Source organism: Streptomyces sp. NPDC021012 (assembly GCF_044333355.1).
In the GTDB taxonomy this organism is placed as follows: Bacteria; Actinomycetota; Actinomycetes; order Streptomycetales; family Streptomycetaceae; genus Streptomyces.
The window spans coordinates 704,673-731,394 of the sequence record NZ_JBIRQU010000001.1 but is presented as its reverse complement, the minus strand read 5'-3'; the positions used below and the strand labels follow the sequence as shown (position 1 = coordinate 731,394).

Annotated in this window: 27 protein-coding genes; 13 read left to right on the top strand and 14 right to left on the bottom strand. The window is 72.5% G+C overall.

Going from position 1 to position 26,722, the window contains the following annotated elements; translation table 11 throughout:
* Window positions 1–10: 10 nt before the first annotated feature.
* Both ACH4TP_RS03355 and ACH4TP_RS03350 read right to left on the bottom strand, forming a co-directional pair.
* A complete protein-coding gene (locus ACH4TP_RS03355; protein WP_398435459.1) occupies window positions 11–418 on the bottom strand; it encodes a thiol-disulfide oxidoreductase DCC family protein in 408 nt (135 codons plus the stop codon).
* A 35-nt stretch (window positions 419–453) separates the two neighbouring features.
* Entirely contained in the window at window positions 454–885 is a 432-nt protein-coding gene (locus ACH4TP_RS03350) for a hypothetical protein (protein WP_389220583.1), read from the bottom strand.
* Window positions 886–1,020: 135 nt separating this feature from the next.
* On the opposite strand from ACH4TP_RS03350, the gene ACH4TP_RS03345 reads away from it, so the two are divergent.
* Window positions 1,021–1,818: an alpha/beta fold hydrolase gene (locus tag ACH4TP_RS03345; RefSeq protein ID WP_398435457.1), complete on the top strand. Its 798-nt coding sequence runs from the start codon at window positions 1,021–1,023 to the stop codon at window positions 1,816–1,818.
* Here the strand turns inward: ACH4TP_RS03345 and ACH4TP_RS03340 are convergent.
* Together ACH4TP_RS03340 and ACH4TP_RS03335 are read right to left on the bottom strand one after the other, a co-directional pair.
* Complete coding sequence (locus ACH4TP_RS03340; protein ID WP_398435456.1) at window positions 1,793–4,297, bottom strand: DUF4132 domain-containing protein; 2,505 nt, start codon at window positions 4,295–4,297, stop codon at window positions 1,793–1,795. The two genes, ACH4TP_RS03345 and ACH4TP_RS03340, sit on opposite strands and share 26 nt — an antisense overlap.
* Window positions 4,298–4,329: 32 nt before the next feature.
* A complete protein-coding gene (locus tag ACH4TP_RS03335) occupies window positions 4,330–5,553 on the bottom strand; it encodes an MFS transporter (RefSeq protein ID WP_398187129.1) in 1,224 nt (407 codons plus the stop codon).
* Between the two features lie 85 nt (window positions 5,554–5,638).
* On the opposite strand from ACH4TP_RS03335, the gene ACH4TP_RS03330 reads away from it, so the two are divergent.
* Genes ACH4TP_RS03330 through ACH4TP_RS03320 form a run of 3 tightly spaced genes read left to right on the top strand, consistent with a single transcriptional unit; the run spans window position 5,639 to window position 8,964 of the window.
* Complete coding sequence (locus ACH4TP_RS03330) at window positions 5,639–6,172, top strand: MarR family winged helix-turn-helix transcriptional regulator (RefSeq protein ID WP_389220572.1); 534 nt, start codon at window positions 5,639–5,641, stop codon at window positions 6,170–6,172.
* Between the two features lie 48 nt (window positions 6,173–6,220).
* Window positions 6,221–6,517 carry a hypothetical protein gene (locus tag ACH4TP_RS03325; protein ID WP_398187125.1) on the top strand — a complete coding sequence of 99 codons (297 nt, stop codon included), beginning with the start codon at window positions 6,221–6,223 and terminating at the stop codon, window positions 6,515–6,517.
* Window positions 6,518–6,519: 2 nt separating this feature from the next.
* Entirely contained in the window at window positions 6,520–8,964 is a 2,445-nt protein-coding gene (locus ACH4TP_RS03320; RefSeq protein ID WP_398435453.1) for a DUF4132 domain-containing protein, read from the top strand.
* Between the two features lie 3 nt (window positions 8,965–8,967).
* On the opposite strand, the gene ACH4TP_RS03315 is transcribed toward ACH4TP_RS03320, so the two are convergent.
* The 6 genes from ACH4TP_RS03315 to ACH4TP_RS03290 all read right to left on the bottom strand — a co-directional run bounded on the left by ACH4TP_RS03315 (window position 8,968) and on the right by ACH4TP_RS03290 (window position 13,709).
* Entirely contained in the window at window positions 8,968–9,435 is a 468-nt protein-coding gene (locus ACH4TP_RS03315; protein WP_398435451.1) for a hypothetical protein, read from the bottom strand.
* 84 nt (window positions 9,436–9,519) lie between these two features.
* A complete protein-coding gene (locus tag ACH4TP_RS03310) occupies window positions 9,520–10,278 on the bottom strand; it encodes a succinate dehydrogenase iron-sulfur subunit (RefSeq protein WP_030318427.1) in 759 nt (252 codons plus the stop codon).
* Entirely contained in the window at window positions 10,278–12,032 is a 1,755-nt protein-coding gene (gene sdhA / locus ACH4TP_RS03305) for a succinate dehydrogenase flavoprotein subunit (protein ID WP_389220560.1), read from the bottom strand. The genes ACH4TP_RS03310 and sdhA overlap by 1 nt, the downstream gene beginning before the upstream one ends.
* A 25-nt stretch (window positions 12,033–12,057) precedes the next feature.
* Window positions 12,058–12,534: a succinate dehydrogenase hydrophobic membrane anchor subunit gene (locus tag ACH4TP_RS03300; protein ID WP_086830972.1), complete on the bottom strand. Its 477-nt coding sequence runs from the start codon at window positions 12,532–12,534 to the stop codon at window positions 12,058–12,060.
* Between the two features lie 8 nt (window positions 12,535–12,542).
* On the bottom strand, window positions 12,543–12,923 hold the full coding sequence (sdhC, locus tag ACH4TP_RS03295; RefSeq protein WP_015035721.1) for a succinate dehydrogenase, cytochrome b556 subunit: 381 nt from the start codon (window positions 12,921–12,923) through the stop codon (window positions 12,543–12,545).
* A 192-nt stretch (window positions 12,924–13,115) separates the two neighbouring features.
* Window positions 13,116–13,709 carry a 2-oxo-4-hydroxy-4-carboxy-5-ureidoimidazoline decarboxylase gene (locus tag ACH4TP_RS03290; protein ID WP_398435447.1) on the bottom strand — a complete coding sequence of 198 codons (594 nt, stop codon included), beginning with the start codon at window positions 13,707–13,709 and terminating at the stop codon, window positions 13,116–13,118.
* A 158-nt stretch (window positions 13,710–13,867) separates the two neighbouring features.
* Here ACH4TP_RS03290 and ACH4TP_RS03285 point away from each other — a divergent pair, with 158 nt between their 5' ends.
* From ACH4TP_RS03285 to ACH4TP_RS03270, 4 genes are all read left to right on the top strand, one after another.
* Window positions 13,868–15,493, top strand: coding sequence for a glycoside hydrolase family 20 protein (locus tag ACH4TP_RS03285; RefSeq protein ID WP_398187108.1), 1,626 nt, complete (start codon window positions 13,868–13,870; stop codon window positions 15,491–15,493).
* 46 nt (window positions 15,494–15,539) lie between these two features.
* Window positions 15,540–15,770: a FitA-like ribbon-helix-helix domain-containing protein gene (locus ACH4TP_RS03280; RefSeq protein ID WP_389220551.1), complete on the top strand. Its 231-nt coding sequence runs from the start codon at window positions 15,540–15,542 to the stop codon at window positions 15,768–15,770.
* A complete protein-coding gene (locus ACH4TP_RS03275) occupies window positions 15,767–16,189 on the top strand; it encodes a type II toxin-antitoxin system VapC family toxin (RefSeq protein WP_398435446.1) in 423 nt (140 codons plus the stop codon). Before ACH4TP_RS03280 ends, ACH4TP_RS03275 begins: the two co-directional genes overlap by 4 nt.
* Window positions 16,190–16,317: 128 nt before the next feature.
* The gene (locus tag ACH4TP_RS03270) at window positions 16,318–16,878 is read left to right on the top strand and encodes a hypothetical protein (protein WP_398187103.1); all 561 of its coding nucleotides are present in this window, start codon (window positions 16,318–16,320) and stop codon (window positions 16,876–16,878) included.
* Between the two features lie 19 nt (window positions 16,879–16,897).
* On the opposite strand, the gene ACH4TP_RS03265 is transcribed toward ACH4TP_RS03270, so the two are convergent.
* Entirely contained in the window at window positions 16,898–17,635 is a 738-nt protein-coding gene (locus ACH4TP_RS03265; RefSeq protein ID WP_389220542.1) for a Clp protease N-terminal domain-containing protein, read from the bottom strand.
* 450 nt (window positions 17,636–18,085) lie between these two features.
* On the opposite strand from ACH4TP_RS03265, the gene ACH4TP_RS03260 reads away from it, so the two are divergent.
* Both ACH4TP_RS03260 and ACH4TP_RS03255 read left to right on the top strand, forming a co-directional pair.
* Window positions 18,086–18,763, top strand: a complete 678-nt coding sequence (locus ACH4TP_RS03260; protein WP_398187098.1) for an RNA polymerase sigma factor — start codon at window positions 18,086–18,088, stop codon at window positions 18,761–18,763.
* Window positions 18,763–19,920 carry a hypothetical protein gene (locus ACH4TP_RS03255; protein ID WP_398435443.1) on the top strand — a complete coding sequence of 386 codons (1,158 nt, stop codon included), beginning with the start codon at window positions 18,763–18,765 and terminating at the stop codon, window positions 19,918–19,920. The genes ACH4TP_RS03260 and ACH4TP_RS03255 overlap by 1 nt, the downstream gene beginning before the upstream one ends.
* A 166-nt stretch (window positions 19,921–20,086) precedes the next feature.
* Here the strand turns inward: ACH4TP_RS03255 and ACH4TP_RS03250 are convergent, their stop codons facing one another.
* On the bottom strand, window positions 20,087–20,920 hold the full coding sequence (locus ACH4TP_RS03250) for a L,D-transpeptidase family protein (protein WP_398435776.1): 834 nt from the start codon (window positions 20,918–20,920) through the stop codon (window positions 20,087–20,089).
* A gap of 157 nt (window positions 20,921–21,077) precedes the next feature.
* Here ACH4TP_RS03250 and ACH4TP_RS03245 point away from each other — a divergent pair, with 157 nt between their 5' ends.
* From ACH4TP_RS03245 to ACH4TP_RS03235, 3 genes are read left to right on the top strand one after another with little or no spacing between them, the layout of a single operon-like run.
* Window positions 21,078–22,658 carry a methylmalonyl-CoA mutase gene (locus ACH4TP_RS03245; RefSeq protein WP_398435441.1) on the top strand — a complete coding sequence of 527 codons (1,581 nt, stop codon included), beginning with the start codon at window positions 21,078–21,080 and terminating at the stop codon, window positions 22,656–22,658.
* Window positions 22,659–22,718: 60 nt separating this feature from the next.
* Window positions 22,719–23,372, top strand: a complete 654-nt coding sequence (gene leuE, locus ACH4TP_RS03240; protein ID WP_398435440.1) for a leucine efflux protein LeuE — start codon at window positions 22,719–22,721, stop codon at window positions 23,370–23,372.
* Between the two features lie 37 nt (window positions 23,373–23,409).
* A complete protein-coding gene (locus ACH4TP_RS03235; RefSeq protein ID WP_398435439.1) occupies window positions 23,410–24,231 on the top strand; it encodes a MerR family transcriptional regulator in 822 nt (273 codons plus the stop codon).
* Window positions 24,232–24,297: 66 nt separating this feature from the next.
* On the opposite strand, the gene ACH4TP_RS03230 is transcribed toward ACH4TP_RS03235, so the two are convergent.
* Complete coding sequence (locus tag ACH4TP_RS03230; protein ID WP_389220521.1) at window positions 24,298–25,620, bottom strand: polysialyltransferase family glycosyltransferase; 1,323 nt, start codon at window positions 25,618–25,620, stop codon at window positions 24,298–24,300.
* Window positions 25,617–26,636, bottom strand: a complete 1,020-nt coding sequence (locus ACH4TP_RS03225) for a glycosyltransferase family 2 protein (protein ID WP_389220518.1) — start codon at window positions 26,634–26,636, stop codon at window positions 25,617–25,619. Before ACH4TP_RS03225 ends, ACH4TP_RS03230 begins: the two co-directional genes overlap by 4 nt.
* Between the last annotated feature and the right edge of the window lie 86 nt (window positions 26,637–26,722).

The following is a 26,722-nucleotide window of genomic DNA, read 5'->3' as shown; positions in this document are numbered from 1 at the left end:
GGAGTCGAGCCTAACCGGGCGGACCGGGCACTTCGCAGTGCCCGCCCTCGCAGGACCGGTCGTCGAGCCCCGGACCCTTGAGGGCCTCGCGCCACTTGGCGGCCGCGAGGACGGTGATCCGGGCGAAGGGCTGTCCCGCGGGGGTGGCCAGCCAGTGGGCCTTGGCCCGGTGGTCGGCCAGGGCCCAGAGGCAGACGATCCAGGCGGAGGTCTCGCGGTAGACCTGGCCCCGGTCCCCGACCACGGTGATCTCCCGCAGGGTGGAGGCGTGGTCGAGGTCCGGGAAGAGGCGCCGTGCCTGCTGCGAGCCGGCGGGCACGAGGTCGAGCGGGACGAGCTGCCGCTGGCGCAGCAGCCAGTGCCTGAGGTGCACGCAGAGCGGGCAGTCGGCGTCGTACAGCACGGTCAGGTGTCCCACGGGGGTCGTGGGGCGCGCCGGGGTCGACACGGTGGTCAGGCCTGCGGCGCGGGCGGGGCCCAGGGGCCCTGGGGCGTCTTGGTCCAGCCCTGCGGGCCGACCGGCGGGACCTGTTCGCGCTCCATGACCCCGCGGCGGCGGATCTTGTTGAGCACGTAGACGTTGCCGAGGTGCATCACTCCGAGGACGAGGAGGACCACTCCGAGCTTGACGGAGAGGGCCTCGAAGAGCGCCCGGGCGTCGAGGACGGCGGCGTCCTGGCTCAGGTAGAGGGCGACGAAGCCGAAGTTGACGAGGTAGAAGCCGACCACCAGGAGGTGGTTGACGGCGTCCGCGAGCTTCTCGTTCCCGTGCAGGACGTCGGACAGGAAGACCCTTCCGTTGCGGCTGAGCGTGCGGGCGACCCAGATGGTGAGGGCCACGCTGATCAGCAGGTAGGCGATGTACGCGACGACAGTGAGGTCCATGCCCCACCCTCCCTTGAACGCGTTCAAAAGCTGGCGGTCATGACTGTAGACCTCCTCTTGAACGTGTTCAAGTCCTGGGTGTGCGGTGTCCTTAAGGGGTGGCCCGGCCGTGCGTCCGCGCTTAGGGTCGGGCGGGTGACGCTCTCTCATGACCTGGCCGGTACCGGCCCCTCGACCGTCGTCCTGCTGCACTCCGGCGTCTGCGACCGCCGGATGTGGGACGGGCAGTTCGCCGCGCTGGCCGCGGCGGGACACCGGGTCGTCCGCTGCGACCTCCGCGGCTTCGGCGACAGCCCCCTTGACGCCCCGCACACCCACGCCGAGGACGTCCGCGCACTCCTCGACCACCTCGGAGCCGAGCGCGCCGCCGTCGTCGGCTCCTCCTTCGGCGGCCGCGTCGCCCTCGAACTCGCCGCCCTCCACCCCGGACGCGTCTCCGCGCTCGCCCTGCTCGCCTCCGGCATCCCCGGCATGGCGCCCAGCGCGGAACTGCGCGCCTGGGGCGCCCGCGAGGACGCCCTCCTCGAAGCGGGCGACCTCGACGCGGCCGTCGAGCTCAACGTCGACACCTGGCTCGGACCGGAGGCGGGCGAGGCCGCCCGCGCCCTCGTACGGGACGGGCAGCGGCGCGCCTTCGACCTCCAGCTCGCCGCCCCCGAGGAGAACCACCCCGTCGCCCCCGAGGTCACCCGCGAGGACCTCGCCGGGATCCGGGCCCCCGCCCTCGTCGCCTCCGGCGCCCACGACCTGGCCGACTTCCGGGCCGTCGCCGACGAGCTCGGCGGCCTCCTGCCCGCCGCCCGCCGGATCGACCTCGACTGGGCCGGCCACCTCCCCGCCCTGGAACGCCCGGACGAGACCGCCCGCCTGCTCGTCGAGTTCCTGGCGGAGGCCCAGATCTCCGCGCTCAGCCCCGGCGTATCTGCGCGGTGATCGTCGGGTCGGTGATCCGGTCGTCGGCGGCGAGCAGCAGCGCCTTCGACAGGATCACCGCGAGCGGCCCGCCGTCCTCCTCGAACGGCAGGAACACCTTCGCCCGGTCCCGCGCGCGGTCGGTCACGACGCACAGGTACGAGTCGTCCGGCTCCATCAGCACGTTCCCCGAGCCCAGATGGATCCGGTACGCGCGCAGCTCGCCCCGCACCCGCAGGAAGCGGTCCGTCAGCTCCACCCGGTCCGCGATCCGCGTCCGGGGCAGCAGCCGGGCCAGCGTCTCGCGCCGGATCACCGCCGACTCCGTCAGCGCGCCGAACGACCAGCTCTCCCAGTAGCCGTCGTACGCCCGGTCCTCCCCGCGGTCCCGCCAGTGCGGGTCCGCCCCGATCGACGCCACCCCCACGAACAGGTCGACGTCCCGCAGCGCCTCCGAGAGCACGAGGGCCGGTACGTCGGCCAGCGCGACGGCCTCCCAGGCGCCCCGCGGCCCCGCCGCCCCCGCTCTCCTCTCGAACCGCACCTGGTCCGTGGAGCACAGCCGGGCCACCCCGTCCCCGCGCGCCCCCTCGTCGACCAGCTCCACGAAGAACCGGGCCCGCCACCGCACCCCCTCGCCGGCCGGCAGCTCGCCCGGCACGGGCAGCTCCTTCACCAGCTCCGAGGACCAGCCGTCCGAGAAGTACCCCAGGTGGTTCCCCGTCCAGCCGCGCTCGGCCATCAGCGCCCGCGCCTGCCCGTACCGCAGGACGTGCCCCGCGAAGCGGTTGGAGTACGAGCCGGTCGCGAGCTCCGCCGGAGTCAGCGGGTACACCTCGCGGAAGACCTGCCTGAACGGCTGGCGCTCCTCCCGCTCCGCCATCGCCTCCCGCCACTCGGCGACCTCCTCGCCACCGGCCCGCAGCGGATGCCACAGCCGCAGCCGCGCGCCCGGACCGACCGGCCGCGCCGTCCCGTCCGCACCGGCCAGGGCCCAGCCGCCGCCGGTGCGCTCCGGGAGCCCCGCCGTCCACCGCTCCCCGTCGTCCTCCGTGCCGTCCTCCGTGACCTCCCACAGCAGCGCCCGGGCGACCGCCCCGGTCACCGGGTGGTCGGCGTAGTAACGCTGCCAGTCCTCCGCCGGCCAGACCGTCCCCGCCGCGAGGTGCTCCTCAAGGCGCGACCGCTCGGCGGCGACCAGCGCCTTGAGCTCCCTGAGCCCGGCCCTGACCTCCTTCAACTCCTCCGCGCGCGCCTCGCGGACCTCCTTCGGCGCCGCCTTCAGGAGCCTCCCCTCCGGGCCCCTGAACGACAGCGCGGCCGTGCCCGGCTCCCGTACCGCCAGCTCCGCCGTGTACGCCCCGAGCGGCACCTCCCGGATCCCGCGCCCGTCCAGACCGAGCGTCGCGATCCCGCGCTCCCTGAGCATCGACGGGGTCAGCCCGGCGCGGGCGGCGACCGCCTCCAGGGCCTTCGCGATCCCCTTGTTCACGGTGCGGTTCTTGACCTTCCTCGGCAGCCGCCCGAGCCACTGCGCGGCCTCCCCGGCCCGCGCCCCCTCGCAAGCGCCGAGCACGGCGACGGCCGTCGTGGCCAGGGGCTGGCTGCGGCAGAAACCGCCGGAACCCCCGAGCCCCGTCCCCGCGTTCAGCGCGACGGCCCCGACGAGCGGCACGGCCCAGTCGGCGTCGACGTCGAGCGCCGCCCACAACAGGCCCCGCACCAGGCAGGTGTTGGGGTCGCCCACGAGGCCCCAGAGGTTCATGGCGTACTCGCCGAGGTCGTCGACCCGGTGCTCGGCCTGTGCGGCGATCCCTTCGAGGAGGAGGCGTACGAGGTCCGTCCCCCGGTCGGTCGCCGCGAGCAGGGCCGCCGCCCGCCGGCGCCACGCCCGCGTCGCCCTGGGCCTGTCCAGGAGGGCGCAGTGCCCGAGGAAGGCCGCCGCGCCCGCCCCCGCGAGCAGCTCCCCGTGCGCGGCGCGCATGGCGGGGCCGTACTCGTCGAGGCCGTCGAGGAGGTGGCGGGGGAGTCCGCCGGGCGCGACCGGGGCCTCCCGGCGCAGCAGGGCGTCCACCCGGTCCCGTATCGCGGAGAACCCGGCGAACTCGCCGCTCCGGTACGCGCGCAGCGACTCGGCCGTCCGGCGCAGTGCCCGGACCCGGGCCCGGTCGAACTCCGGGGCCTGCTCGGCCGCCGCGAGGGCGAGCGGCACCAGGGTCAGGAAGGAGCCCCGCAGCTCGTACGGGGAGACCGCCGCGTCCTGCCCGGCGAGCCGCGCCAGGAGCCGGTCGGACTCCTCGGTGCTCCAGCCCAACTCCTGCCGGGACAGGTCGTCGAGGAGTTCCGACGTCTGCTCCGGCCTTCCGCCGCAGGCCCGCAGGTGCAGCGCGAGCGCCCACTCCCGGCGCCCCTCCGCCCCCAGGGGGCCGATCAACCCGCGCACCACCTCCGGGCCTTCCGCGAGCGCCTCGTTCAGTTCCCTGCCCGTGATCCCCACCATGCTCCCGACGGTAGAGGACCCCACTGACAGCCCTACCTGAACCGCCTCACCCCCGGCACGAGCGCCGTCCCCGCGCAGCACCCGCCCACCACCACCGCCGCGACGAGCAGCGGAACTCGGGGCCCCCACGTCGAGGCGGCGATCGGTGCCAGGGCGTACCCGAGGGGCATCGCGGCGAGCGAGAGCAGCCAGTCGTACGAGGTGACCCGGGCGAGCGCGTGCTCGGGCACCGCGCGCTGGACGGCGGTCTGCCACACGGGGGACAGGAAGCCGAGGCCCGCCTGCGCGAGCCCGTACGCCGCGATCGTCAGCCACGCGGGCGCGGCGAACGCGAGCAGGACCAGCGGCAGTGCGTACGTGGCGAGGCCGAGGTTCGCGGTCAGGACCGGCCGCCGGGGGCTGACCCGGTCGGCGAGCAGTGCCCCGAGGAGGAAGCCGACGGCGCCGACCTGGAGGAGGACGACCCAGGTGGTGCCGCCGCCGAGCCGGTCCACGGCGATCGCGGGCCCCAGGGTCGTCAGGACGGCGGCGGCGCCGTTCCAGGCGCTGTGGCCGACGAGGCTGGTCCAGTACCAGTCCCGGGAGCGGACCTCCTGCCAGCCCTCGGTGAGGTCGGCGCGGAGCGAACGGCGCGGGATCGGGACCCGCTTCACCCGTACGGCCGTCAGGAGCAGGGCGCTGACGGCGAAGGTGGCCGCGTCCAGGACGAACGCCCAGCCGGGGCCCACGGTCAGGACGAGGGTGCCGGCGAGCGCGGGGCCGGCGAGACGGCTGCCGCTCTGGGCGACGCTCATCGCCGCGTTGGCCCGGTGCAGCGCCTCCGGCTCCACCGTGCCCTTGATCAGGGGCGAGCCGGTCGGCATGGCGAAGGCGCCGGCCGCGCCGCCGAGGGCCTCGGCGACGGCGAGGACGGCGAGGCTGGGGGCGCCGCCGAGCAGCTGGACGCCGACGAGGAGCTGGGTGGCGCAGCGTATGAGGTCCGTGGTGAGCGCCACCGTACGGGCGTCGAAGCGGTCGCCGACGACGCCGCCCACGGGCAGCAGGAGCAGCTTGGGGACCATCGCGCAGCCCAGGACCAGGGCGAGCGCCGAGGTGGAGCCGGTGGCCTCCAGGACGGCCAGGGCGAGGGCGGCGGGGATGGCGGCGTCGCCGAGGAGGGAGAGGGCGCGGCCGGTGAAGAGGAGGCGGAAGGAGCGGGTGCGGAGGGGGTGGAGGACGGCCGGGGGCGCGGCGGGGCGCGCGGGGGCGGTGGGCATGGGACGCAGAGTATTTCGGTTCCGAATAATTCGTCAACGAAATACTTCTGATGAGAAGAACGGCACCCCGACGTACGATCTCCCCATGGGGCACCCCGAGGAGCAGCAGGAACCGCGCGACTGGACCGACGAGCACGTCGCCCGGTGGCAGCCCGTCCTGCCCCGCCTCGACCCGGTCGTCGAGGGCGCCGTCACCCGGATGAAGAAGCTCTCGGTCCATCTGCGCCGGGTCAGGGAGCAGTCCCTCGTCGACTTCGACCTGGAACGCCACGAGTTCGACACCCTCCACAAACTCGCGGGCCGCGGCGGCAGCGCTGCCCCCTCCGAGCTCGCCCAGGACCTCGACCTGGCCCCCGCCTCCGTCTCCGGCCGCCTCGACGCCCTGGAGAAGCGCGGCTTCGTCCGCCGCACCCCGTCCACGACCGACCGGCGCCGGGTCGTCGTCGAACTCACCGCCTCCGGCCGCGAGACCTGGCGCGGCGCGATGGACGTCCTCGGACACGAGGAGGAGCGGCTGCTCGGCATCCTCGACAAGGACGAACTGACGCAGCTCAACGACATGCTCCGGCGCGTCATGCTCCTCGCCGAGGAGGGCGTCTCCCAGCACTGGCACGCCTGACGCCCCCGCGACGGCCCGTTGTCAGAGGCCTCTCCTACGCTGCTCCGCATGGCAATGGTGACCTTCGTCGACGAGACGACGTCAGGAGCGCGGACCGAGGCCGGAGGCCTCTCCGTCGCCGAAGAACGCCTCGCGCTGCGCGAGCTGATCCGCCGCCGGGTCGAGCGGGAGACCACCCCGGAGACGGCCGAGCGGGAGTTCGCCCGCGCGGTCGAGGCCTTCGGACGGAACGGCTTCCTGGTCCTCGTGGGGGACCGCCAGGTCGAGGAGCTCGACGACGAGGTCGAGTTGGGCCCGGGCGTCGAGGTCACGTTCCTCAGGCTCGTCCCGCTGGTGGGGGGCTGACGATGAGCCAGGCTTCCCAGGGACTGGAAAGGGTGCGGGCGCTCATCGCCCGCGGAGAGACGACCGGACTCGCCGAGGAACTGCTGCAGCAGACGTCGGACTTCGGCTGGCCCGACGACTTCGGCCCGTGCTTCGCCGAGGTGCGGCAGCTGCCGCACGACGTGCGGCGGCGACTGGGCGAGATATGGACGGAGCGCCACCGGGCCGGCGCGTCCCAGGACTTCAAGGGGGCCGTCGGGACGTTGCTCCACCTGGTCGCCGATGCGCTGCCGGGCCGGCCCGATCCTGTCGAGGCACTCCGGCGCATGGACGAGCTGAGTTCCGCGTACGAGTACTACGCCGACCACGAACTGGTCACCCTCGCCCGCGGCGAGCTCGACGCCGGCCGCCCCCTGCCCGGCGGCTTCGTGGCCCTGCTGCGCCGCTGCCAGAAGACCGCGTACCTCGCGGACAGGACGCTCGGCAGGATCCTCGGCCGCGTCGACGACCCCGTCCTCAACCCCGGCGAGCCCTGGGCCGAACAGGCCATGGCCGAGGCGCCGCCCGGACTCCTCGCGCACCTGCTCACGGCCACCGGCGCCCGACCCACCGTCGCCTGGGACAAGGAGGCCCGCGCGCTCGCCGCCGCGGCCGAGAGCCCCGAGGCCCTGCGCGAGGCGGCCGTCCGCTGGCTCGGACTCGTCGGCGCGCCGCGCACCATCGAGCTGTACGTGCACGAGGGCTGGGCCGACCACAACAAGACCTACGACCCGTACAACGCCGACGCGCTCAAGGGCCTCGCCTGGCTGGTGTCCCTGCTGCCGCCCGACCCGGCCGCCGTACGGGCCCTCGGCCGGCTCGTCGAGACCTCCCTGCGCAAGGTCCCCGGCATCGGTCCGCACAGCCCCAAGGTCGCCAACGCGGCCGTGCTCGCCCTCGCCCGCACCGACCACGAGGCCGCCCTCGGCGAACTCGCCCGGCTCTCCGCCAAGGTCACCTACAAGGGCACCCTCAAGCAGCTCACCACGGCCCTCGACGCCAGGGCGGCCGCCCTCGGCGTCGGCCGAGAGGAGATCGAGGAGCTGGCCGTCCCCGCGTACGGGCTCGCCGAGGTCGGCCGCCGCGAGATCCGCCTCGGCGACGCCCACGGGCTCCTGGAGGTGCACGGCGCCAAGGCGAAGCTCACCTGGACCAACGCCAAGGGCAAGCAGATCGCGACCGTCCCCGCCGCCGTCCGCCGCGACCACGCCGAGGCCCTCAAGGAACTCAAGGCGTCCGCCAAGGACATCGAGAAGATGCTCGGCGCGCAGAGCGACCGCCTGGACCGCCAGTTCCTCGCCCGCCGCAGCTGGAACTTCCGGACCTGGCGCGAGCGGATCCTCGACCACCCCCTGGTCGGCACGCTCGCCCGCCGACTGGTCTGGGCCCTCGACGGCGAGACCCCGCTCCTCTTCGACGGCACCGACCTGCGCACCCTCGAAGGCGACCCGGTGTGCGTCTCGCCCACCGCGACCGTCACCCTCTGGCACCCCGTCGGCCGCCCCGCCGCCGAGATCCGGGCCGTCCGCGAGCGGCTCGAACGGCTCGGCGTCACCCAGCCGTTCAAGCAGGCCCACCGCGAGGTGTACCCGCTCACCGACGCCGAGCGGACCACCGCCAAGTACTCCAACCGCTTCGCCGGGCACGTCCTGCGCCAGCACCAGCTCAACGCCCTCGCCGCACAGCGAGGCTGGACGGCGAGGCTGCGGATGGCCGTGGACGACTCGTACCCGCCGCTGTACCGCGAACTCCCCGAGTGGGGACTGCGCGCCGAGTACTGGGTCGAGGGCGTCGGCGGCGACCAGGAGGGCGACCTGACCAGCTCCTACGCCTACGCCCAGGTCACCACCGACCAGGTCCGCTTCCACCGGATCGACGCCGGGCAGAACTGGGCGCACGCGGGCGGCGGCGCGTACACCGTCCGCTCCCAGCCGGTACCCCTGCGCGAGATCCCCGAGCAGGTGCTCTCCGAAGTCCTGCGGGACGTCGACCTGTTCGTCGGCGTCGCCAGCGTCGGCAACGACCCGACGTGGCAGGACGGCGGCCCGGGCGGCCGGCACCGCGACTACTGGCAGCGGTACGGCTTCGGCGAGCTCTCGCGCAGCGCCGAGACCCGCCGCGAGCTGCTCGCCCGCCTGGTGCCCCGGCTCGCCATCGCCGAACGCTGCGCGGTCGACGGCCGGTTCCTCGAGGTGCGGGGCGACCTCCACACGTACCGCATCCACCTCGGCTCGGGGAACGTGCTGATCGCGCCCTACGACCGGTACCTGTGCATCGTCCCGAAGCGGGCCTCCACGGCGGCGGACGCGGCCGGCCCGCTCCCGTACGAGGGCGACGGAATGCTCGCGATCATCCTCAGCAAGGCGATGCTCCTCGCCGACGACACGGCCGTCACCGACCCGACGATCCTCAGCCAGCTCGGATGCTGAGGCTCAGGCGCTGAGCGTCCGGGCGTAGTTGAGCTGCCCCATCACCCAGAAGAAGGTGTCGGGCGTGGTGGCCGGGACGAACGTGGAATGGTGCCGGCCACCGCTGCTCACCGTGACCTGGACATAGCCGGTGGTCCGCTTCTCCTTCATCAGCAGGAACAGCAGGCCGAGCAGGCAGAAGAGGGCGAAGACGACCGCGAGGACGATCGCCACGGTCGGGATGACCTCCTCGACCCGCGACATGTCCATCGCGTTCCACACCGCGCCCTTCAGGGGCATCGGACCGGCCGGCGTCAGGATCTGGTCACCGACCACGCTGATGTCGCCGAGGGTCAGCACCGGCACCGCACCGAACGCCGCCGCGTACTGCGGCGGCTGCGGGTACCCGTACCCGGGCGCCCCCGGCGCCCCGCCCTGCTGCCCCGGACCCCACTTGTACTCACCGTCCGCGTAAGGGTTCGGCTCGCTCATCGGTCCCCGTCTCTCTGTACATGGGAAAAGCCCGCTCCCGCACGCAGAAGCGTACAGAAGCGGGCTCTCCGGCCGTGCGGAGTGTCAGAAGCGACGCGTGATGAGCGCGCGCTTCACTTCCTGGATGGCCTTCGTGACCTCGATGCCACGCGGGCACGCGTCGGTGCAGTTGAAGGTCGTGCGGCAGCGCCACACGCCGTCCTTGTCGTTCAGGATCTCCAGGCGCTGCTCGCCCGCCTCGTCGCGCGAGTCGAAGATGAAGCGGTGCGCGTTGACGATCGCGGCCGGACCGAAGTACTGGCCGTCGTTCCAGAAGACCGGGCAGGACGAGGTGCACGCGGCGCACAGGATGCACTTGGTGGTGTCGTCGAAGCGCTCGCGGTCCTCGGCGGACTGCAGGCGCTCACGCGTCGGCTCGTTGCCCTTGGTGACCAGGAACGGCATGACGTCCCGGTACGCCTGGAAGAACGGCTCCATGTCGACCACGAGGTCCTTGAGGACCGTGAGGCCCTTGATGGCCTCGACCGTGATCGGCTTCTCCGGGTTGATGTCCTTGATCAGCGTCTTGCAGGCGAGCCTGTTCTTGCCGTTGATCCGCATCGCGTCGGAGCCGCAGATGCCGTGCGCGCAGGAGCGACGGAAGGTCAGCGTGCCGTCGACGTCCCACTTGATCTTGTGAAGGGCGTCGAGGACACGCTCCTTCGGGTCGATCTCGATCTGGAAGTCCTCCCAGACCGACGCGTCCGACACCTCGGGGTTGAAGCGGCGGATCCGCATCGTGACCGTGATGTACGGGGAGGCGGCGGACTCCGCCTCGACCTTGTCCAGTACGGGGGTAGCCATCAGTACTTACGCTCCATCGGCTGGTAGCGGGTCTGGACGACCGGCTTGTAGTCGAGACGGACGGTCTCGGAGCCGTCCTCGCCGACCTCGCGGTACGCCATGGTGTGGCGCATGAAGTTGACGTCGTCGCGGTTCGGGTAGTCCTCGCGGTAGTGACCGCCGCGGGACTCCTTGCGCGCCAGGGCCGAGACGGCCATGACCTCGGCCAGTTCGAGCAGGTTGCCCAGCTCGATGGCCTCCAGGAGGTCGGTGTTGAAACGCTTGCCCTTGTCCTGGATGGACACGTTCTCGTAGCGCTCGCGCAGCTCGGCGATCTTCTCGACGGCCGTCTTGATGGTCTGCTCCGTGCGGAACACCATCACGTTGGCGTCCATCGTCTCCTGGAGCTCGCGGCGCAGGTCGGCGACCCGCTCGCTGCCCGTGGAGTTGCGCAGCTTCTCGATCTGCGCGACGACGAAGGCCTCGGGCGCCTCGGGCAGCTCGACGAAGTCGTTCTTCGCGGAGTACTCGGCGGCGGCGATGCCGGAGCGCTTGCCGAAGACGTTGATGTCGAGGAGCGAGTTGGTGCCGAGACGGTTGGCGCCGTGCACGGAGACACAGGCGACCTCGCCGGCCGCGTACAGGCCCGGGACGACGGTGGTGTTGTCCGAGAGGACCTCACCCTCGACGTTGGTCGGGATGCCGCCCATGGCGTAGTGCGCGGTGGGCTGGATCGGGATCGGGTCCGTGTACGGCTCGATGCCGAGGTACGTACGGGCGAACTCGGTGATGTCCGGGAGCTTGGCGTCGAGCTGCTCCGGCGGGAGGTGCGTCAGGTCCAGGTAGACGTGGTCGCCCTCGGGACCGCAGCCGCGGCCCTCGCGGATCTCCGTGTAGATGGAGCGGGAGACGACGTCACGGGACGCGAGGTCCTTCATGACCGGCGCGTACTTCTCCATGAAGCGCTCGCCGTCCTTGTTGCGGAGGATGCCGCCCTCACCGCGGGCGCCCTCCGTCAGCAGGATGCCCATGCGCCAGATGCCCGTCGGGTGGAACTGGAAGAACTCCATGTCCTCCAGGGGCAGACCGCGGCGGTAGCAGGCGGCCTGGCCGTCACCGGTCAGGGTGTGGGCGTTGGAGGTCACCTTGAAGAACTTGCCGGTGCCGCCGGAGGCGTAGATGACGGCCTTGGCCTGGAAGATGTGGATCTCGCCGGTGGCCAGCTCGTACGCCACGACGCCCGCGGAGTGCTTCACACCGTCGACCTCGGTGATCAGCTGGTCCAGGACGTAGAACTCGTTGAAGAACTCCACGCCCTCCTTGACGCAGTTCTGGTACAGCGTCTGGAGGATCATGTGGCCGGTGCGGTCCGCGGCGTAGCAGGACCGGCGGACCGGGGCCTCGCCGTGGTTGCGGGAGTGACCGCCGAAGCGGCGCTGGTCGATCGTCCCGTTGGGCGTCCGGTTGAACGGCAGGCCCATCTTCTCCAGGTCGAGGACGGCGTCGATGGCCTCCTTCGCCAGGATCTCGGCGGCGTCCTGGTCGACCAGGTAGTCACCGCCCTTGACCGTGTCGAAGGTGTGCCACTCCCAGTTGTCCTCCTCCACGTTCGCCAGCGCGGCGGCCATGCCGCCCTGCGCGGCGCCCGTGTGGGAGCGGGTCGGGTACAGCTTCGTCAGCACGGCGGTGCGGCTGCGCTTCGTCGCCTCGATGGCGGCGCGCATGCCGGCGCCGCCGGCGCCGACGATGACGGTGTCGTACTTGTGGATCTTCATGACGTGGATTACCTCAGCCCCGTGCCTAGCGGATGTTCGGGTCGAAGGTGAAGATCACCAGCGTGCCCAGAAGGATGGTGAACACCGTGGCGGTGTACAGCAGGCCCTTGAGCCACAGGCGCGTGTTGGCCCGCTCCGCGTAGTCGTTGATGACCGTACGGAGGCCGTTGGCGCCGTGCAGCATGGCGAGCCAGAGCATCAGCAGGTCCCAGACCTGCCAGAACGGGGACGCCCAGCGGCCGGCCACGAAGGCGAAGCCGACCTTGGTGACGCCGCCGTCCAGGAAGAGCTGGATCAGCAGGTGGCCGAGGACCAGGACGACGAGGACCACGCCCGAGAGGCGCATGAAGAGCCACGCGGCCATCTCGAAGTTGCCGCGGGTCGCGCGCGGGGTCTTGCCCGTGCGCTTGCGGGGGGCCTCGATGTACGGCGCGGGGTTGTCCACGTCGTAGTGCGCGCCGCCCTCGACGGGGCCGATCGCGGTGGAGGTGTCAGCAGACATGAGTGGCGTCAGCTCCCGAACAGTTCACGTGCGGCGTGGCCGAGGACGGGGTACAGGGAGCCCGCCATCAGCACGACCCAGATGCCCACGACGGTCCAGAGCATCTGCTTCTGGTAGCGCGGGCCCTTGGACCAGAAGTCCACGGCGATGACCCGGAGGCCGTTCAGCGCGTGGAAGAGGATGGCGGCGACCAGGCCGTACTCCAGAAGAGCGACGATCGGCGTCTTGTAGGTCGCGACGACCTCGTCGTACGCCTCGGGGGAGACGCGGACGAGAGCGGTGTCCAGCACGTGTACGAACAGGAAGAAGAAGATGAGGACGCCGGTGACTCGATGAGCCACCCAGGACCACATTCCTTCCCGGCCGCGGTACAGCGTTCCAGCCGGCACGGAAAAACCCTCCGGGAGCGGGGATCGGGGCCGGCCGGCTTCTCTGTCGGTCTGGCCCGGCCGGGTACGGTCCACCGGCCCCGGTCATCGTAGCGACGACTCGTCGGTTCGCTCGCGCGGGGTCCGTCAGTGTGATCAAACAGGCACGGACGGGCTATCGCATGGGAGCAAAACGCCGTATTCCGGACGAATTTACGCCGTGGTGAGGCCGAAGGCGAGCCGGGCGCGGGCGAGGCGGCGGAGTTCGTCGGCGGCCACGACCCGTTCCTCCTCCGGTTCGTTGCCGAGACGTGACCGGATACCGGCCAGTAACCGGTCGAGGCGCTCGTCCTGCCGGACCCCGTCCAGGCTGATCACGAAGGCGTGCCCGAAGCGGCTCTCGTACGCGGCGTGCGCGGCGCGCAGGGCGGTGAGGGCCGCCGGCGGGGCGTCGGGGTGCGGGGCGGCGGCGGACTCGGCGGCGAGCGCCTCGTCCAGCTCGGCCCGCGACAGGTCGTAGGAGGCCTCGTCGGCGGCGGCGAGCAGCGCGTCGAGCGTCGGGTACGGGCGGTGCGCGCTCACCCGTTCGGCCCAGCGGCCGCTGGCGCAGCACTCCAGGAGGAGCGCCTCGGCGGCCCCGGGCGGCGCGGCGTTGAAGCGGACGAGCCCGGAGAGGTGCCGGGCGGCGCCCTGCTGGGCAGGTATGGCGGGGGTGTCCGTGGAGCCCGGGTTCCGGCAGGGGGCGTGGGTGTCGCTGCTCAGCGTGGGCTCCGGTACTCCGGGACGGGTGGGGTGGGCGTGACTCAACGTTATCGACGGGATGAGGGAAGTGTCCGACGGATGCACGAATTTCACCCGGAAGGGAGAGTTTCGGAACAAGTGATGGACGATCGGGTTCCGGCCTCCACGGAGGTCCCCGAGGTCCCCCGATTGGCCGGACGATCATCCGTACGGGAGGATTCCGAATGATGCGGTACTCCCTCCGGTGTTCCCTCCGGCACTCCACGCGGTACGCCCTGGCGACCGCGGTGGCACTGGCCACCGTGGCGGCCTGCTCGAACGGTTCTCCGTCAGGTCCGTCGTCCCCCTCCGGCACGTCCGCGAGCGCCACGCCCACGAGGATCCCGCCGCCCAGCCCGACGCCGACCCCGACACCCACGAAGAGCTACCCCCTCTCCTCCGCGCCGCGCACCGTCCCCTCCGTCCGCGCCCACGAGGCCGCCCGCGGCCCCGGCTGGAAGCCCGCGCCCACCGGCGGGGTCGTCCTCGCCGCGAACAGCGAGGGCCTCGCCGACGAGGGGCGGCTGCTCGCCGGGGAGCTCGGCATCCCGTACCGAGGCGCCGCCGCGGCCGGACCCGGGGACGTCGAACTGGCCCTGGGCGGGACGGGCGCCCCCGAGTCGTACACCCTGACGGTCACGGGCGGCCGCGTCCGGATCGCGGGACCCGACGAGGCCGGCGTCTTCTACGGCACCCGCACCCTCAAGCAGTCGGTGAAGGCCACCGGCGCGATGCCCGAGGGGACCGTCACCGACCGGCCCGCGAAGCCGCAGCGCGGACTGATGGTCGACATCGCCCGCAAGTACTTCACCGCCGCGTGGCTGGAGGACCGCATCCGCGAGATGGGCGACCTGAAGCTCAACCAGCTCGGGCTGCACTTCTCCGACGACCAGGGCTTCCGGATCGAGTCCGAGAGCCACCCCGAGGTGGTGTCGCGGGCGCACCTCACCAAGGCGGAGGTCCGCCGGATCCTCGCCCTCGCGGCGAGCCGCCACGTCACGGTGATCCCCGAGATCGACTCCCCGGGACACCTCGGCGCCGTCATCGCCGCGCACCCGGACCTCCAGCTGGTGAGCGCGAGCGGCCGGACCCCGCGCGGGACCGTCGACATCTCGAACCCGGACGCGGCGAAGATCGTCGACGAGCTGCTGCGCGAGTACACCCGGCTGTTCCCCGGGGCGTACTGGCACCTCGGCGGCGACGAGTACGTCGCGCTGATGTCCAGGAACCCCGAGGCGAGCTACCCGAAGCTGGCGCGGGCCGCGGTCGCGAAGTACGGGCCCTCCGGCCGCGTCCAGGACCTCGCCACCGGCTGGCTCAACGACCGCGCGGCCGTCGTCCGGCCCACCGGCAAGACCCTCAAGGCCTGGAACGACGGCTTCTTCACGGGCGGGGTGGTGGGCCCGGACAAGGACCTGGAGGTCGAGTACTGGACGGGCCGCGAGATCGGCGCGCGGCTGCCCGTCTCGTACCTGAGCGCGGGCCGGAAGGTGGTCAACCTCAACGACGACTACCTCTACTACATCCTGGGCGAGCCCAACCGCTTCCCGTACCCCACCGGCCGCCGCATCTACGAGCAGTGGACCCCGCGCGTCCTGCGCGGCTCCACCCCCGTGCCGGAGCGGTACGACCCCCAGATCCTCGGCGGCCGCCTCGCGGTCTGGTGCGACCTGTCCCGCGCCCAGACCCAGGCCCAGGTGGCGGCCGGCATCCGCCTGCCCCTCGCGGCCCTCGCGCAGAAGGTCTGGGACCCGGCGACACCGACGCTGACCTGGGAGCAGTTCAGGGCGTTGGCGGGGAAGGTGGCCTGAGGCGGAACTGCTAGCAGAGTGCTAGCGGTGCGACTAGTCTGGTCGCATGGCCACTCTCTACGTGCGAGACCTGTCCGAGGAAGCGCTGACCGAGCTGAAGATAAGGGCCGCCCGTAATCGGCAGTCCCTGCAGGCGTACGCGCGGACCCTGCTGGAACAGGAGGCCGCGACGCCGTCGCTGGAGGATGTGCTCGACCGGATCCAGGGCCGGGTCACGGCGCGGCTCGCCACCGAGGACGTGCTCGACGAGATCGACCGGGGAAGGCGGCGTGAGTGATCGTCGTCGATGCCGGTGCGCTGGTCATGCTGCTGTCCGACGCGGGACCGGTCGGCACGGCGCTGAGGGAGCGAGTGAGAGGGGAGCGTCTGCTCGCCCCCTACCTGGTGGACGTCGAGGTGACATCCGCGCTCCTGGGCCGACACCGCGGCGGCAAGCTGACCGACCGCGAGCTGGACGACGCCTGCACGGCGTTCGCCGAGCTCCCGATGCGCAGGTCGGAGCACCTGTTCCTGCTGCCGCGCGTACGCGAGCTGTACGCGAACCTCACCGCCTACGACGCGCTGTACGTCGCGCTCGCCGAGGGCTACGACGTACCGCTGGTGACGAGTGACGGCCGGATCGGGGACGGCGTGCGGGCGACCCGGGCCAAGTGCGTGGTCGAGGTGTTCAACGACAGGACCCACGGCGCGCCGTAGGGCTCTGCCCGACCTCTATGCAGCACGCCAGGGCCACTGGCATGATTCCGGCCGCGCAGTGACGAAAAAGCGCCCCCCGGCGCAGTAGTGGAAGTACTGCGTCCGCATCGGGTGGCGAGGAGGCGTCCATGACGTCGGTGAACGGCCGGAGCCTGCTGGAACTGATCGGCGGGGCCGACGAACGAGGGCTGGCCGCGGCCGGACTCGCCTGTCTGGACCGCTGCCTGCCGCTGCTCGCCCCCGACCGGGCCGACGCCCTGCGCCCCGTGTGGGCCGCCGTCGCGCGCGGCGACGGGGGCGCCTGGGGCGAGGCCGTCGCCAAGGCCCGCGTCGAACTGGACGTCGACGGTACGGAGGACGCCGAGGCCGTACGGGGGATGCTCGTGCGGGCCCCGGAGGACTGGACCGCCGAGGCCCTGCGCGCCTGGGCCTCGGACTGCTCCGTCGCGGCGCTCGCCCTGCACGGGCGGTACGACGCGGCCGGAGTGCCCGACGGGCTCGTCGAGCGCTGCCGGGCCGGGGACGCGGACGGCGCGGGCCCGCTGCTCGCCGGGGAGCTCCGCCGCCAGCAGGCCGTCCTCGAAACGGTCGCCCACGGCCCCACCGGACTGCGCCGGGCGCGTGAGCTCTCCGTCGAGGGCGGCCGAGTACTGCGCGCGGTCGTCTCCCGCCGGGCCCGCACCGCCTGAGGCGGGCGGGGCCCGGCCGTCAGGCCTCCGGGGTCTCGATGATGACCGAGGCGACCGCTTCGGCGATCTCGCGTTCCGCCGTGGCCTTGTCCAGGCCGAGCCCGCTCAGGAGGCCCTTGCCGTCCTCGTGCTCGAGGAGGGCGAGGAGGATGTGCTCGGTGCCGACGTAGTTGTGGCCGAGGCGGAGGGCCTCGCGGAACGTCAGCTCCAGGACCTTCTTCGAGTCCGCGTCGAAGGGGATCAGGGCGGGGATCTGCTCGGTCCGCGGCGGCAGGGTCGGGGTCACCGCGTCGCGTACCGCCTCTTCCGTCACGCCGTGCCCGGTCAGCCACTTCATGGCGAGCGAGTCGGGGTCGACGAGCAGGCCGAGGGCGAGGTGGGCGGGCAGGACCTGGTCGTTGGCGGCCGTACGGGCCTCCTCCTGCGAGGCGACGACGACCTTGCGCGCGCGCGGGGTGAAGCGGCTGAACCCGGAGTTCGGGTCCATGGTGGCGGCGTCCGGGTCCTTGGGGACGAAGCGCTTCTGGGCCGCCTGGCGGGTGACCCCCATGCTGCGTCCGATGTCGGTCCAGGAGGCGCCGGAGCGCCGGGCCTGGTCCACGAAGTGGCCGATGAGGTGGTCGGCGACGTCGCCGAGGTGGTCCGCCGCGATGACGGCGCCGGAGAGCTGTTCGAGGGCGTCCGGATGGACCTTCTTGATCGCTTCGATGAGTTCGTCGAGACGGACGGGGACATTCGGGCCGACTGGATTCGTCATGAGGCAACCTTAGGTTGACACCCCTCCACTGTCAACGGCCGGTTGACACTCGAAGGGCGTACTTCTCCCCGACGGGCGAGAGGTCGCGAGAAAGAGTGAGAGAAAGCGCGAGGAGGAGTGAGAAGGCGCGGGGCGCGAAAGGGGGGAAATGGGAGACGACCGGGGCCGCCACCCCCCACAGGAGAGGCCCCGGTCGTCGTCCGCGGAGCCGCAGCACGACTCCGTACTCCTAACAGCGCCAGTGGTGCGTTTTCTGTCACACCCTTCCGCACACCTGTCCGCGCACTCTCCCGGCCGCGCGGAGGTTGCAAGTTGCACAAAGACCCCGGACCGCGTGGACGTGACGCCGCGACACCACGTAGCGTGCAGGTGCGCGAGGCTGCGTGGCGGTCGTGACCAGCCGCGATGACGCGGGGCGCGACCACGTCACCGACGAACAGGGTTTGGGGAGTGCTGGGGGACGACGCGGAGCTGACGGCCGCGGTGCTCGCTGCGCAGGACGGGGACGAAGACGCCTTCCGTACTGTGTATCGCGCCGTGCACCCCCGGCTGCTCGGCTACATACGCACGCTGGTCGGCGACGGGGACGCCGAGGACGTCGCCTCCGAGGCCTGGCTCCAGATAGCCCGCGACCTCGACCGCTTCGACGGCGACGCGGACCGGTTCCGGGGCTGGGCGGCCCGCATCGCCCGCAACCGCGCCCTCGACCACGTCCGGATGCGCGGCCGCCGTCCCGCCACGGGCGGCGACGAGACCGAACTCGCCGACAAGCCCGCCGACTCCGACACGGCCGGCGAAGCCCTGGAGGCCCTCGCCACCGGCGACACCATGCACCTGATCGCCCAGCTCCCGCAGGACCAGGCCGAGGCCGTCGTCCTGCGCGTCGTCGTCGGCCTCGACGCCAAGAGCGCCGCCGACACCCTCGGCAAGCGCCCCGGCGCCGTGCGCACCGCCGCGCACCGGGGCCTCAAGAAGCTCGCCGAACTCCTCGGGGTCGACGGGCAGGACGGCGGCGCGGGAACCGTCGTCCCCCTGGACGGCGTCCCTCCGCAACGCGGTCGCGTGCCGGGGTCCGTGGCCCCCGGCGGTGTGACGCAATCACGTCCGCGTACGCAGAAGGACATGTGATGGCCGACGAGCGGTACCAGTGGCTCGATCAGGAGGCCGCGGAGCGGCTGCTCCGCGGCGAACCGGTCGAGGCCGTCGACGACCGCGCGCGCGTCCAGGCCGAGCGCCTCGCCGAGGCCCTCGGCACGGCCCGCGTCCCGGCCGTCCCGCCGTCCGCCCGCACGGAACTGCCCGGCGAGGCCGCGGCGCTCGCCGCCTTCCGCGCGGCCACCGCCGAGCGGGCCGCTGCCGCGTCCGCGCCCGCCGCTGCCGCCGTGCCCGCACCCGCCGGCCGTACCGCCGTCGCCGAGCTGGGCCGGGTGCGGCTCGCGCCCCTCGCCGCCCCGGCGCGCCGCTGGGGACGTTCCGTGCGGTACGGGCTGGCCGCCGCGGTCGCCGCCGTCACGGTCGGCGGCGTCGCCGTCGCCGCCGGTACGGGCGTGCTGCCGCTGGGCGACCCGGCGCCCGCCAGCTCCGTCACGGCCGCGCAGACGGCGGACCCGCAGCTCTCCGAGGAGCCCGGCATACGCCAGGACCCCGACGCGCCCCCGACGGAACCGGGCGGCGGCGACCCCACGCCCGGCTCGTCCCCCTCGGCCGACTCCTGGTCCACCGCCCCGACCCCCCGCACCCCGGACGGGCACGGCACGCTCACGACGGGCCCGGACACGCCGAGGCCCGGCAGGACCGGCGACGGCCGGGGCGACACGGACGGCGGCGGTTCGCAGGACGCCCGCGAGAAGGCCCTCCAGGCCTGCCGGTCCTATCGGACCGGGCAGCTCGACGCCGCCGGCCGGCGGCAGATCACGGACGTCCTGCGCGAGGGCGAGACCCTGCGCGGCTACTGCGACCGGATCCTCTCCGGCGACACCGGCACGTCCACGGAGAACGGCCAGAACGACTCCCCGGCCGGCGGCAAGGGCGGCAAGGGCGGCTCCGGGGACAGCTCCGACGGCGACGACGGCGACCACAAGGGCGGCTCGAACAGCACGTCCAACGGCACCTCCAACGGCACGTCGAACGGCACCTCCACCAGCGGCTCCGGAAGCGGCGACCAGGACGGCGGCGCCGTGAACCGGGCCGCGGGCGGCACCCCCGAGCCCGGCTTCCCGGCCGGAGTCACCCTCGCGCTGCCCGCCGGAATCACCGCCGAGGCACGTCTTCCGCTCGGGGTGTAACACTTCTCGGCCCGTCGGCGCAGTAAGAAGTGCCGACTGGTCATCGGCCGCGCAGAGAGCCGGGGTTCCCCCCGTACCTACGGCTCCGCGCACCCGGCGCGGGTGGGACACGTTCCCCCGGTCCCACCCGCGCCCCTTCTTCCTCCCGCCGAGGCTCCCTCCGCCCCTACCAGTGGACGACGACCTTGTCGCCGACCTTCACCTGGTCGAAGAGGGCGGAGAGCTTGGCCCGGTCCCGGACGTTGACGCAGCCGTGCGAGGCCCCGGCGTAGCCGCGGGCCGCGAAGTCCGCCGAGTAGTGCACGGCCTGGCCGCGGCTGAAGAACATCGCGTACGGCATGGGCGTGTGGTAGATCGTCGACGTCCAGTCCTTCGCCTTCCACTCGACCTTGAAGAGGCCCTCGCGGGTCGGCGTGTTCTCCGAGCCGAAGCGGACGTCCATCGACGAGACGACCTTGCCGTCGATCATCCAGGCGAGCGTCCGGCTCTCCTTGCTGATGCACAGCACCCGGCCGGTCATGCACCGCGGGTCCGGGGTGTCCAGCTTGTTGGTCGTCGCGGGCTTCAGCTCGTCGGCGGTCGGCTTCCGGGTCACGGAGAGCAGTGTCTGCCAGGTCTTCTCGTCGACCGAGCCCGTCTCCGGCAGCCCCCGGCGCGCCTGGAACTTCCTGACGGCGCCCGCCGTCATCGTCCCGTAGAAACCGGTGGGGGCCCGGTCGAAGAAGTCGAGCTGCCGCAGCCGCGCCTGGAGCTCGCGGACCTGCTCGTTCTCGTCCCCGTCGCCCATGAGGGGCTTCGGCGCGGGCGTCCCCGTCGAGGGCGTGGCGGTGGAGCCGGGGGCGGTGGAGGACGGCGACGGCGGCTTGGCGTCCGTGGTGGGCGTGGCGCTGGGCGCGGCCGAGCTCGGCGCGGGAGCCGTGCCCGTACCCGTGCCCGTGGGACCGGTGCCGGACGCGTCCGGCGTACAGCCGGCGGCGAGCGCCGCCGCCGCCGCTGCCAGGACCACTCTGCGTATGACGGACGAAGACCGCTTCATCGTTTCCCCCGAGGTGTGTCGTGTGTACGTAGGGATGCTTCCCGCGCGCGTGCGGTTGCGCACCTGAGGCACGGACCGCGCATCCTGTTCTGAGCGACCTGTCCAGAGGGAGGCACAACGCATGGCGCGCGAGTCGGAGTCGGGGCTGCCCATCGAGCCGGTGTACGGGCCGGACGTCCTGGACGGCTGGGATCCCGCCGAGAAACTGGGCGAGCCGGGCGCGTACCCCTTCACGCGCGGCGTGTACCCCTCGATGTACACCGGGCGGCCCTGGACCATGCGGCAGTACGCCGGCTTCGGCACCGCCGTGGAGTCCAACGCCCGCTACAAGGAGCTCATCGCCCACGGCACCATGGGCCTCTCGGTCGCCTTCGACCTGCCGACCCAGATGGGCCACGACTCCGACGCCCCGATCGCGCACGGCGAGGTCGGCAAGGTCGGCGTCGCCATCGACTCGATCGACGACATGCGGGTCCTGTTCGACGGGATCCCGCTGGACAAGGTCTCCACGTCGATGACGATCAACGCCCCCGGCGCGCTCCTCCTGCTCCTGTACCAGCTGGTCGGCGAGGAGCAGGGCGTCCCGGCGGAGAAGCTGACCGGCACGATCCAGAACGACGTGCTCAAGGAGTACATCGCGCGGGGCACGTACATCTTCCCGCCGAAGCCCTCGCTGCGGCTGATCGCCGACACCTTCAAGTACTGCGGGGCCGAGATCCCGAAGTGGAACACCATCTCGATCTCCGGCTACCACATGGCCGAGGCCGGTGCCTCGCCCGCGCAGGAGATCGCGTTCACCCTGGCCGACGGCATCGAGTACGTCCGCACGGCCGTCGCCGCCGGCATGGACGTCGACGACTTCGCGCCCCGGCTGTCCTTCTTCTTCGTGGCCCGCACGACGATCCTGGAGGAGGTCGCGAAGTTCCGGGCGGCCCGCCGGATCTGGGCGCGGGTGATGAAGGAGGAGTTCGGCGCGGAGAACCCCAAGTCGCAGATGCTCCGCTTCCACACCCAGACCGCCGGCGTGCAGCTCACCGCCCAGCAGCCCGAGGTCAACCTCGTCCGGGTCGCCGTCCAGGGCCTCGCGGCCGTCCTCGGCGGCACGCAGTCGCTGCACACCAACTCCTTCGACGAGGCCATCGCCCTGCCGACGGACAAGTCCGCCCGCCTCGCCCTGCGCACCCAGCAGGTCCTGGCGTACGAGACGGACGTGACCGCCACCGTCGACCCCTTCGCCGGCTCCTACGTCGTCGAGAAGATGACGGACGACGTCGAGGCCGCGGCCCTGGAGCTGATGGGCCGGGTCGAGGAGATGGGCGGCGCGGTCGCCGCGATCGAGCGGGGCTTCCAGAAGAACGAGATCGAGCGCTCGGCGTACCGGATCGCGCAGGAGACCGACAGCGGCGAGCGGGTCGTCGTCGGCGTCAACCGCTACGCGATCGACGTCGAGGAGCCCTACGAGCCGCTCCGTGTCGACCCCGCCATCGAGGCCCAGCAGGCCGAACGCCTCGCCCGCCTCCGCGCCGAACGCGACAAGGCGGCCGTGGACGCGGCCCTCGCCGCGCTGAGGAAGGCCGCCGAGGGCACGGACAATGTCCTCTACCCGATGAAGGCGGCGCTGAAGGCGCGGGCGACGGTGGGCGAGGTGTGCAACGCGCTGCGCGAGGTGTGGGGCACATACGTCCCGACCGACGCGTTCTGACCCATTCCACCTGTTGAAACTTAAAGCGGAGTGTCGTACCGGTGTGCGACACTCCGCTTCATGCTGGGTGTCACCGATCTGCCGACCTATCTCGCGGGCCTCGTCCTCATCATCCTGCTCCCGGGGCCGAACTCGCTGTACGTGCTGTCCGTCGCCGCCCGCAAGGGCACCCAGACCGGATACAAGGCCGCGGCCGGTGTGTTCACCGGCGACACGGTCCTGATGACCCTCGCCGCCCTCGGCGCGGCCTCGCTGCTCCAGACCACGCCGCTGCTCTTCATGATCGTGAAGTACGCGGGCGCCGGCTACCTGGCCTGGATGGCGTACGGGATGCTGCGCGCCGCCCGCGAGATGTGGCGCGCGCGGCACGAGACGGTGACCGACGAGCCCGCCCCGCAGGAGACCGGCTCCGTGGAGCACCCGTACCGCCGGGCGCTGATCATCAGCCTCTTCAACCCCAAGGCGATCCTCTTCCTGATCTCCTTCTTCGTGCAGTTCGTGGACCCCTCCTACGCCTACCCGGCGCTCTCCTTCCTGGTCCTCGGCACCCTGCTCCAGCTCGGCAGCTTCCTCTACCTGACGACCCTGATATTCAGCGGCACCCGCCTCGCCGCCGCCTTCCGCCGCCGCAAGCGCCTCTCGGCGGGCGCGACGACGGCGGCCGGCGCCCTCTTCCTCGGCTTCGCCGCCAAGCTCTCGCTGGCCAGCGCTTGACCCTCACACCGTGTGAGGCCGTTCCGTAGGGGTCGTCATGTTCACCATCGGAGACTTCGCCCGGCACGGGCGGGTGTCGGTCCGGATGCTGCGTCACTACGACGCCATCGGACTGCTGCGCCCGGCCCACGTCGACCCGTGCAGCGGGTACCGCTTCTACTCGGCGGACCAGCTCGCGCTGCTCAACCGTGTCATCGCGCTCAAGGACCTCGGCTTCACGCTCGAACAGGTGGGGGTGATCCTCCGGGAGGAGGTCGGCGCGGAGGAGCTGCGGGGGATGCTGAGGCTGCGCCAGGCCGAGCTGGAAGCGGCCCTGGAGGCGGCGCGGGCCCGGCTCGCCCAGGTCGGTGCGAGGCTCCGCGCCATCGAGAGCGAGGGACGCATGTCCACGCAGGACGTCGTCGTCAAGAAGGTTCCCGCCGTCCGGGTCGCCGAGCTGAGCGGGCTCGCCGCGAGCTTCGGGCCGCAGGACATCACGCCGGTCATCGGACCGCTGTACGAGGAGCTGTGCGGCCGCCTGGAGAGGGCGGGCGTCACCGGCTTCGGCCCGGCCGTCGCGTACTACGAGGACGCGGGCAGGGGGGACGGCTCGGTCGTCGTGCACGCGGCGACGACCGTGCCCGAGGGCACGGTCGCGGAGGGCGTCGAGGTGCACGTCCTGCCCGGCATCGAGGAGGCGGCCACCATCGTCCACCGCGGTTCGATGGACGAGGTCCTGCCGACCGCGCAGACGCTCGCCGCCTGGATCGACACCAACGGGTACCGGTCGGGCGGCTACGCCCGTGAGCTGTACCTGGAGTGCCCGGAGGACCCGGCAGGCTGGGTCGCCGAGATCCAGGAGCCGATCGTCCGCGCCTGATCCCCGTAGGCGCTGCGGGCCCGGGACCCCCGCACGGGTCCCGGGCCCGCCCTTTCGGAGGGTCCGCTACTTCTTCAGCGCCTTGCGCAGCCGCAGCGCGCGCCGCGCGAGGCGGCGGACCCCCGGGTGGCGGGGGATCGGCAGGCCGCCCGGCAGGCCCAGGACGGTGAGGCGGCGCCGGGTGAAGTGGTGCCGGGTGCGCTCGGCGAGCGGGCCCGAGAGGTGCCGTACCGCCGGTTCCCGCAGCTCCGGACGTATCTTCGGCTGCATCGCGAAGCCGACCGCCGCGACCAGGTCGTTCAGCTCCTCCGTACCGATCTCGCCGGCGTCGCCCTCCGTCAGGGGCTCCAGCGGCGGGACGACCGCGTCGACGACCGTGAGCGGGATCCGGTTGCTGTTCTGGAACGGGGTGAGCCGCTCCAGGAGGGCGCGCGTGCCGACCCGGGCGACCGGCACCCCGTAGAAGGTCGACGCCGTGAGCAGCGCCGTCGAGAAGCAGCCGACGACGAGCGCGGGCCGCAGCTCGCGGAAGAGCACCTCGGCGAGGACCGGCCGGTCCTCCACGGTCAGCTCGGCGCCGAGCTCCCGCGCCGCCTCCACGAGCGAGTGCGACCAGGCGTCCGGGGCCATCGGGTGCGGTTTGAAGACCAGCCGCCGGTGACCGCGGGCGACCGCGCCCCGGACCATCCGCAGGTGCAGCTCCTCCTCCTCGGCGGCCGTCAGCAGGTCCAGCGCGGCCAGGTACTGGCCGAGGAGCAGCGCGGGGCCCTCCCCGGCGGCTCCGGCGGCGGGGAGGGACAGCTCCTCGACGACCTTCGTGAAGGCCTCCGTCGGCACCGGCTCCGGCACCGCGCCGAACTCCGCGAGCAGCAGCGGCGTGAGCCCCGGGACGAGGTCCAGGTGGAGCAGCCGGCCCACGCGCCCGCCGACCAGCGGGTCGATCTTGTTGCGGGTCGGCCCGTAACTCATCAGACCGTCCGCGTACACCGTGATCGGCGCCTCGGGGAGCAGCTGGGCGATGGCGAGCGCGGGCGTCACCTGGATCGACTCCAGGGCGAGCTCGACGCGGTCGTCGCCGAGGTCCCAGAGCTTGCGCAGATGGCGCTGGAGCATCGGCAGGTCGCTCGCGCGCGGGGTCCAGCCGCCCGGGTGGAGCGGGGAGATCGTCTCGTTCCAGGACAGGACGGAGTCGAAGCGGCCGCGCACCCGCTCGAAGCCCTCGGCCTCGTCCAGGGCGGGCGTCGTCTCCGGCACGGCCGCGTTGTTGGTGACGAGGAGGACCCGGCGGTCGGCGGGGCCGAAGCAGCCGCTGTCGAGGGCGGCGGCGAGGGTCACGGCGCCGTAGAGGGTGGAGGCGCAGAAGATCTGGGTGGTCCGGCGGGCGCTCACGCGGCCACCTCCGCCGGCTTCGCGTCCGCGCCGGCGGCCGGTGCCGTCGGCGGGGGAGCGGGGCGGCGCCTGCGCAGCCGGCGCAGCATCGTCGCGCGGTCCCCGCCCATCGCGGGCAGGACCTCGTCGAGGACCTCCTGCGGCATCCGCCGCAGCGCGCCCGCGCTCATCGCCTTCAACTGACGCGCCACCTCGGGCTCGAACCGTTCGATCGAACCGATGTGATGGGAAATCACCGCGCAATACGTCCGGACGGCCTTCGGAAGAAGAAGAGCGGCATCCTCGTCCTTCGCCGTTTCCTCGATCACCTGATCGAAAGCGCGGATGAAATCCAATTGCCGGACATCGCCGATCTGCGTGAGGGAAGTGGCCACCCCGCGCCGGTAGAACACACCGAGTTCCCCGATTGCCGCGAACGATTCCGCCTCGCGGTGGAGTTTCCAGATCCAGGGGCGGTCCTCGGCCGTCCGGAGGCCGTGCGGGAAGTGCAGCAGACCCCGGTCCAGGAGCCGCCGGTGGTAGATCCCCGCCCAGGCGTACGGATAGTCGACCGAGGTCGTCCGGTGCGCCGGCAGGATCGCGTCCCGCGGGCGCAGCACCTCGCCGCGCCGGGGGACGGGCGCCCGCCGCACCGCGCGGTTGCGGCCGGTGACCGTGACGTGGTCGGTGCGCAGGAAGTCGCAGCGCAGCTCCTCGGCGGCGGCGACGAGGCGCCCGTAGTAGCCGGGAGCGAGCCAGTCGTCCCCGTCGAGGAAGGCGAGGTACTCGCCGCGGGCCGCGTCGAGGCCGGTGTTCCGGGCCGTGGCGAGGCCCTCGTTGCGCTCGTGCCGGATCAGGACGGCACCCGGGATCTCGCGCGCGGCCCGTTCGAGGAGCTCCGGGGTCCCGTCCGACGAGCAGTCGTCGACCAGCAGGAACTCGAAGTCCTCGCGGGCGTTGGCCCGCAGGCTCGTGAGGGTGTCGGGGGCGTATGTCTGCACGTTGAAGAACGGCACGACGACGGAGAGCTTGACCACGCGGCCGACGCTAGGCGCCGTCCCCGGCATTCCCACCGACCGCCGGGCAGCCTTTCGGTGAACACCAAGCGGCGGGCCGATTAACC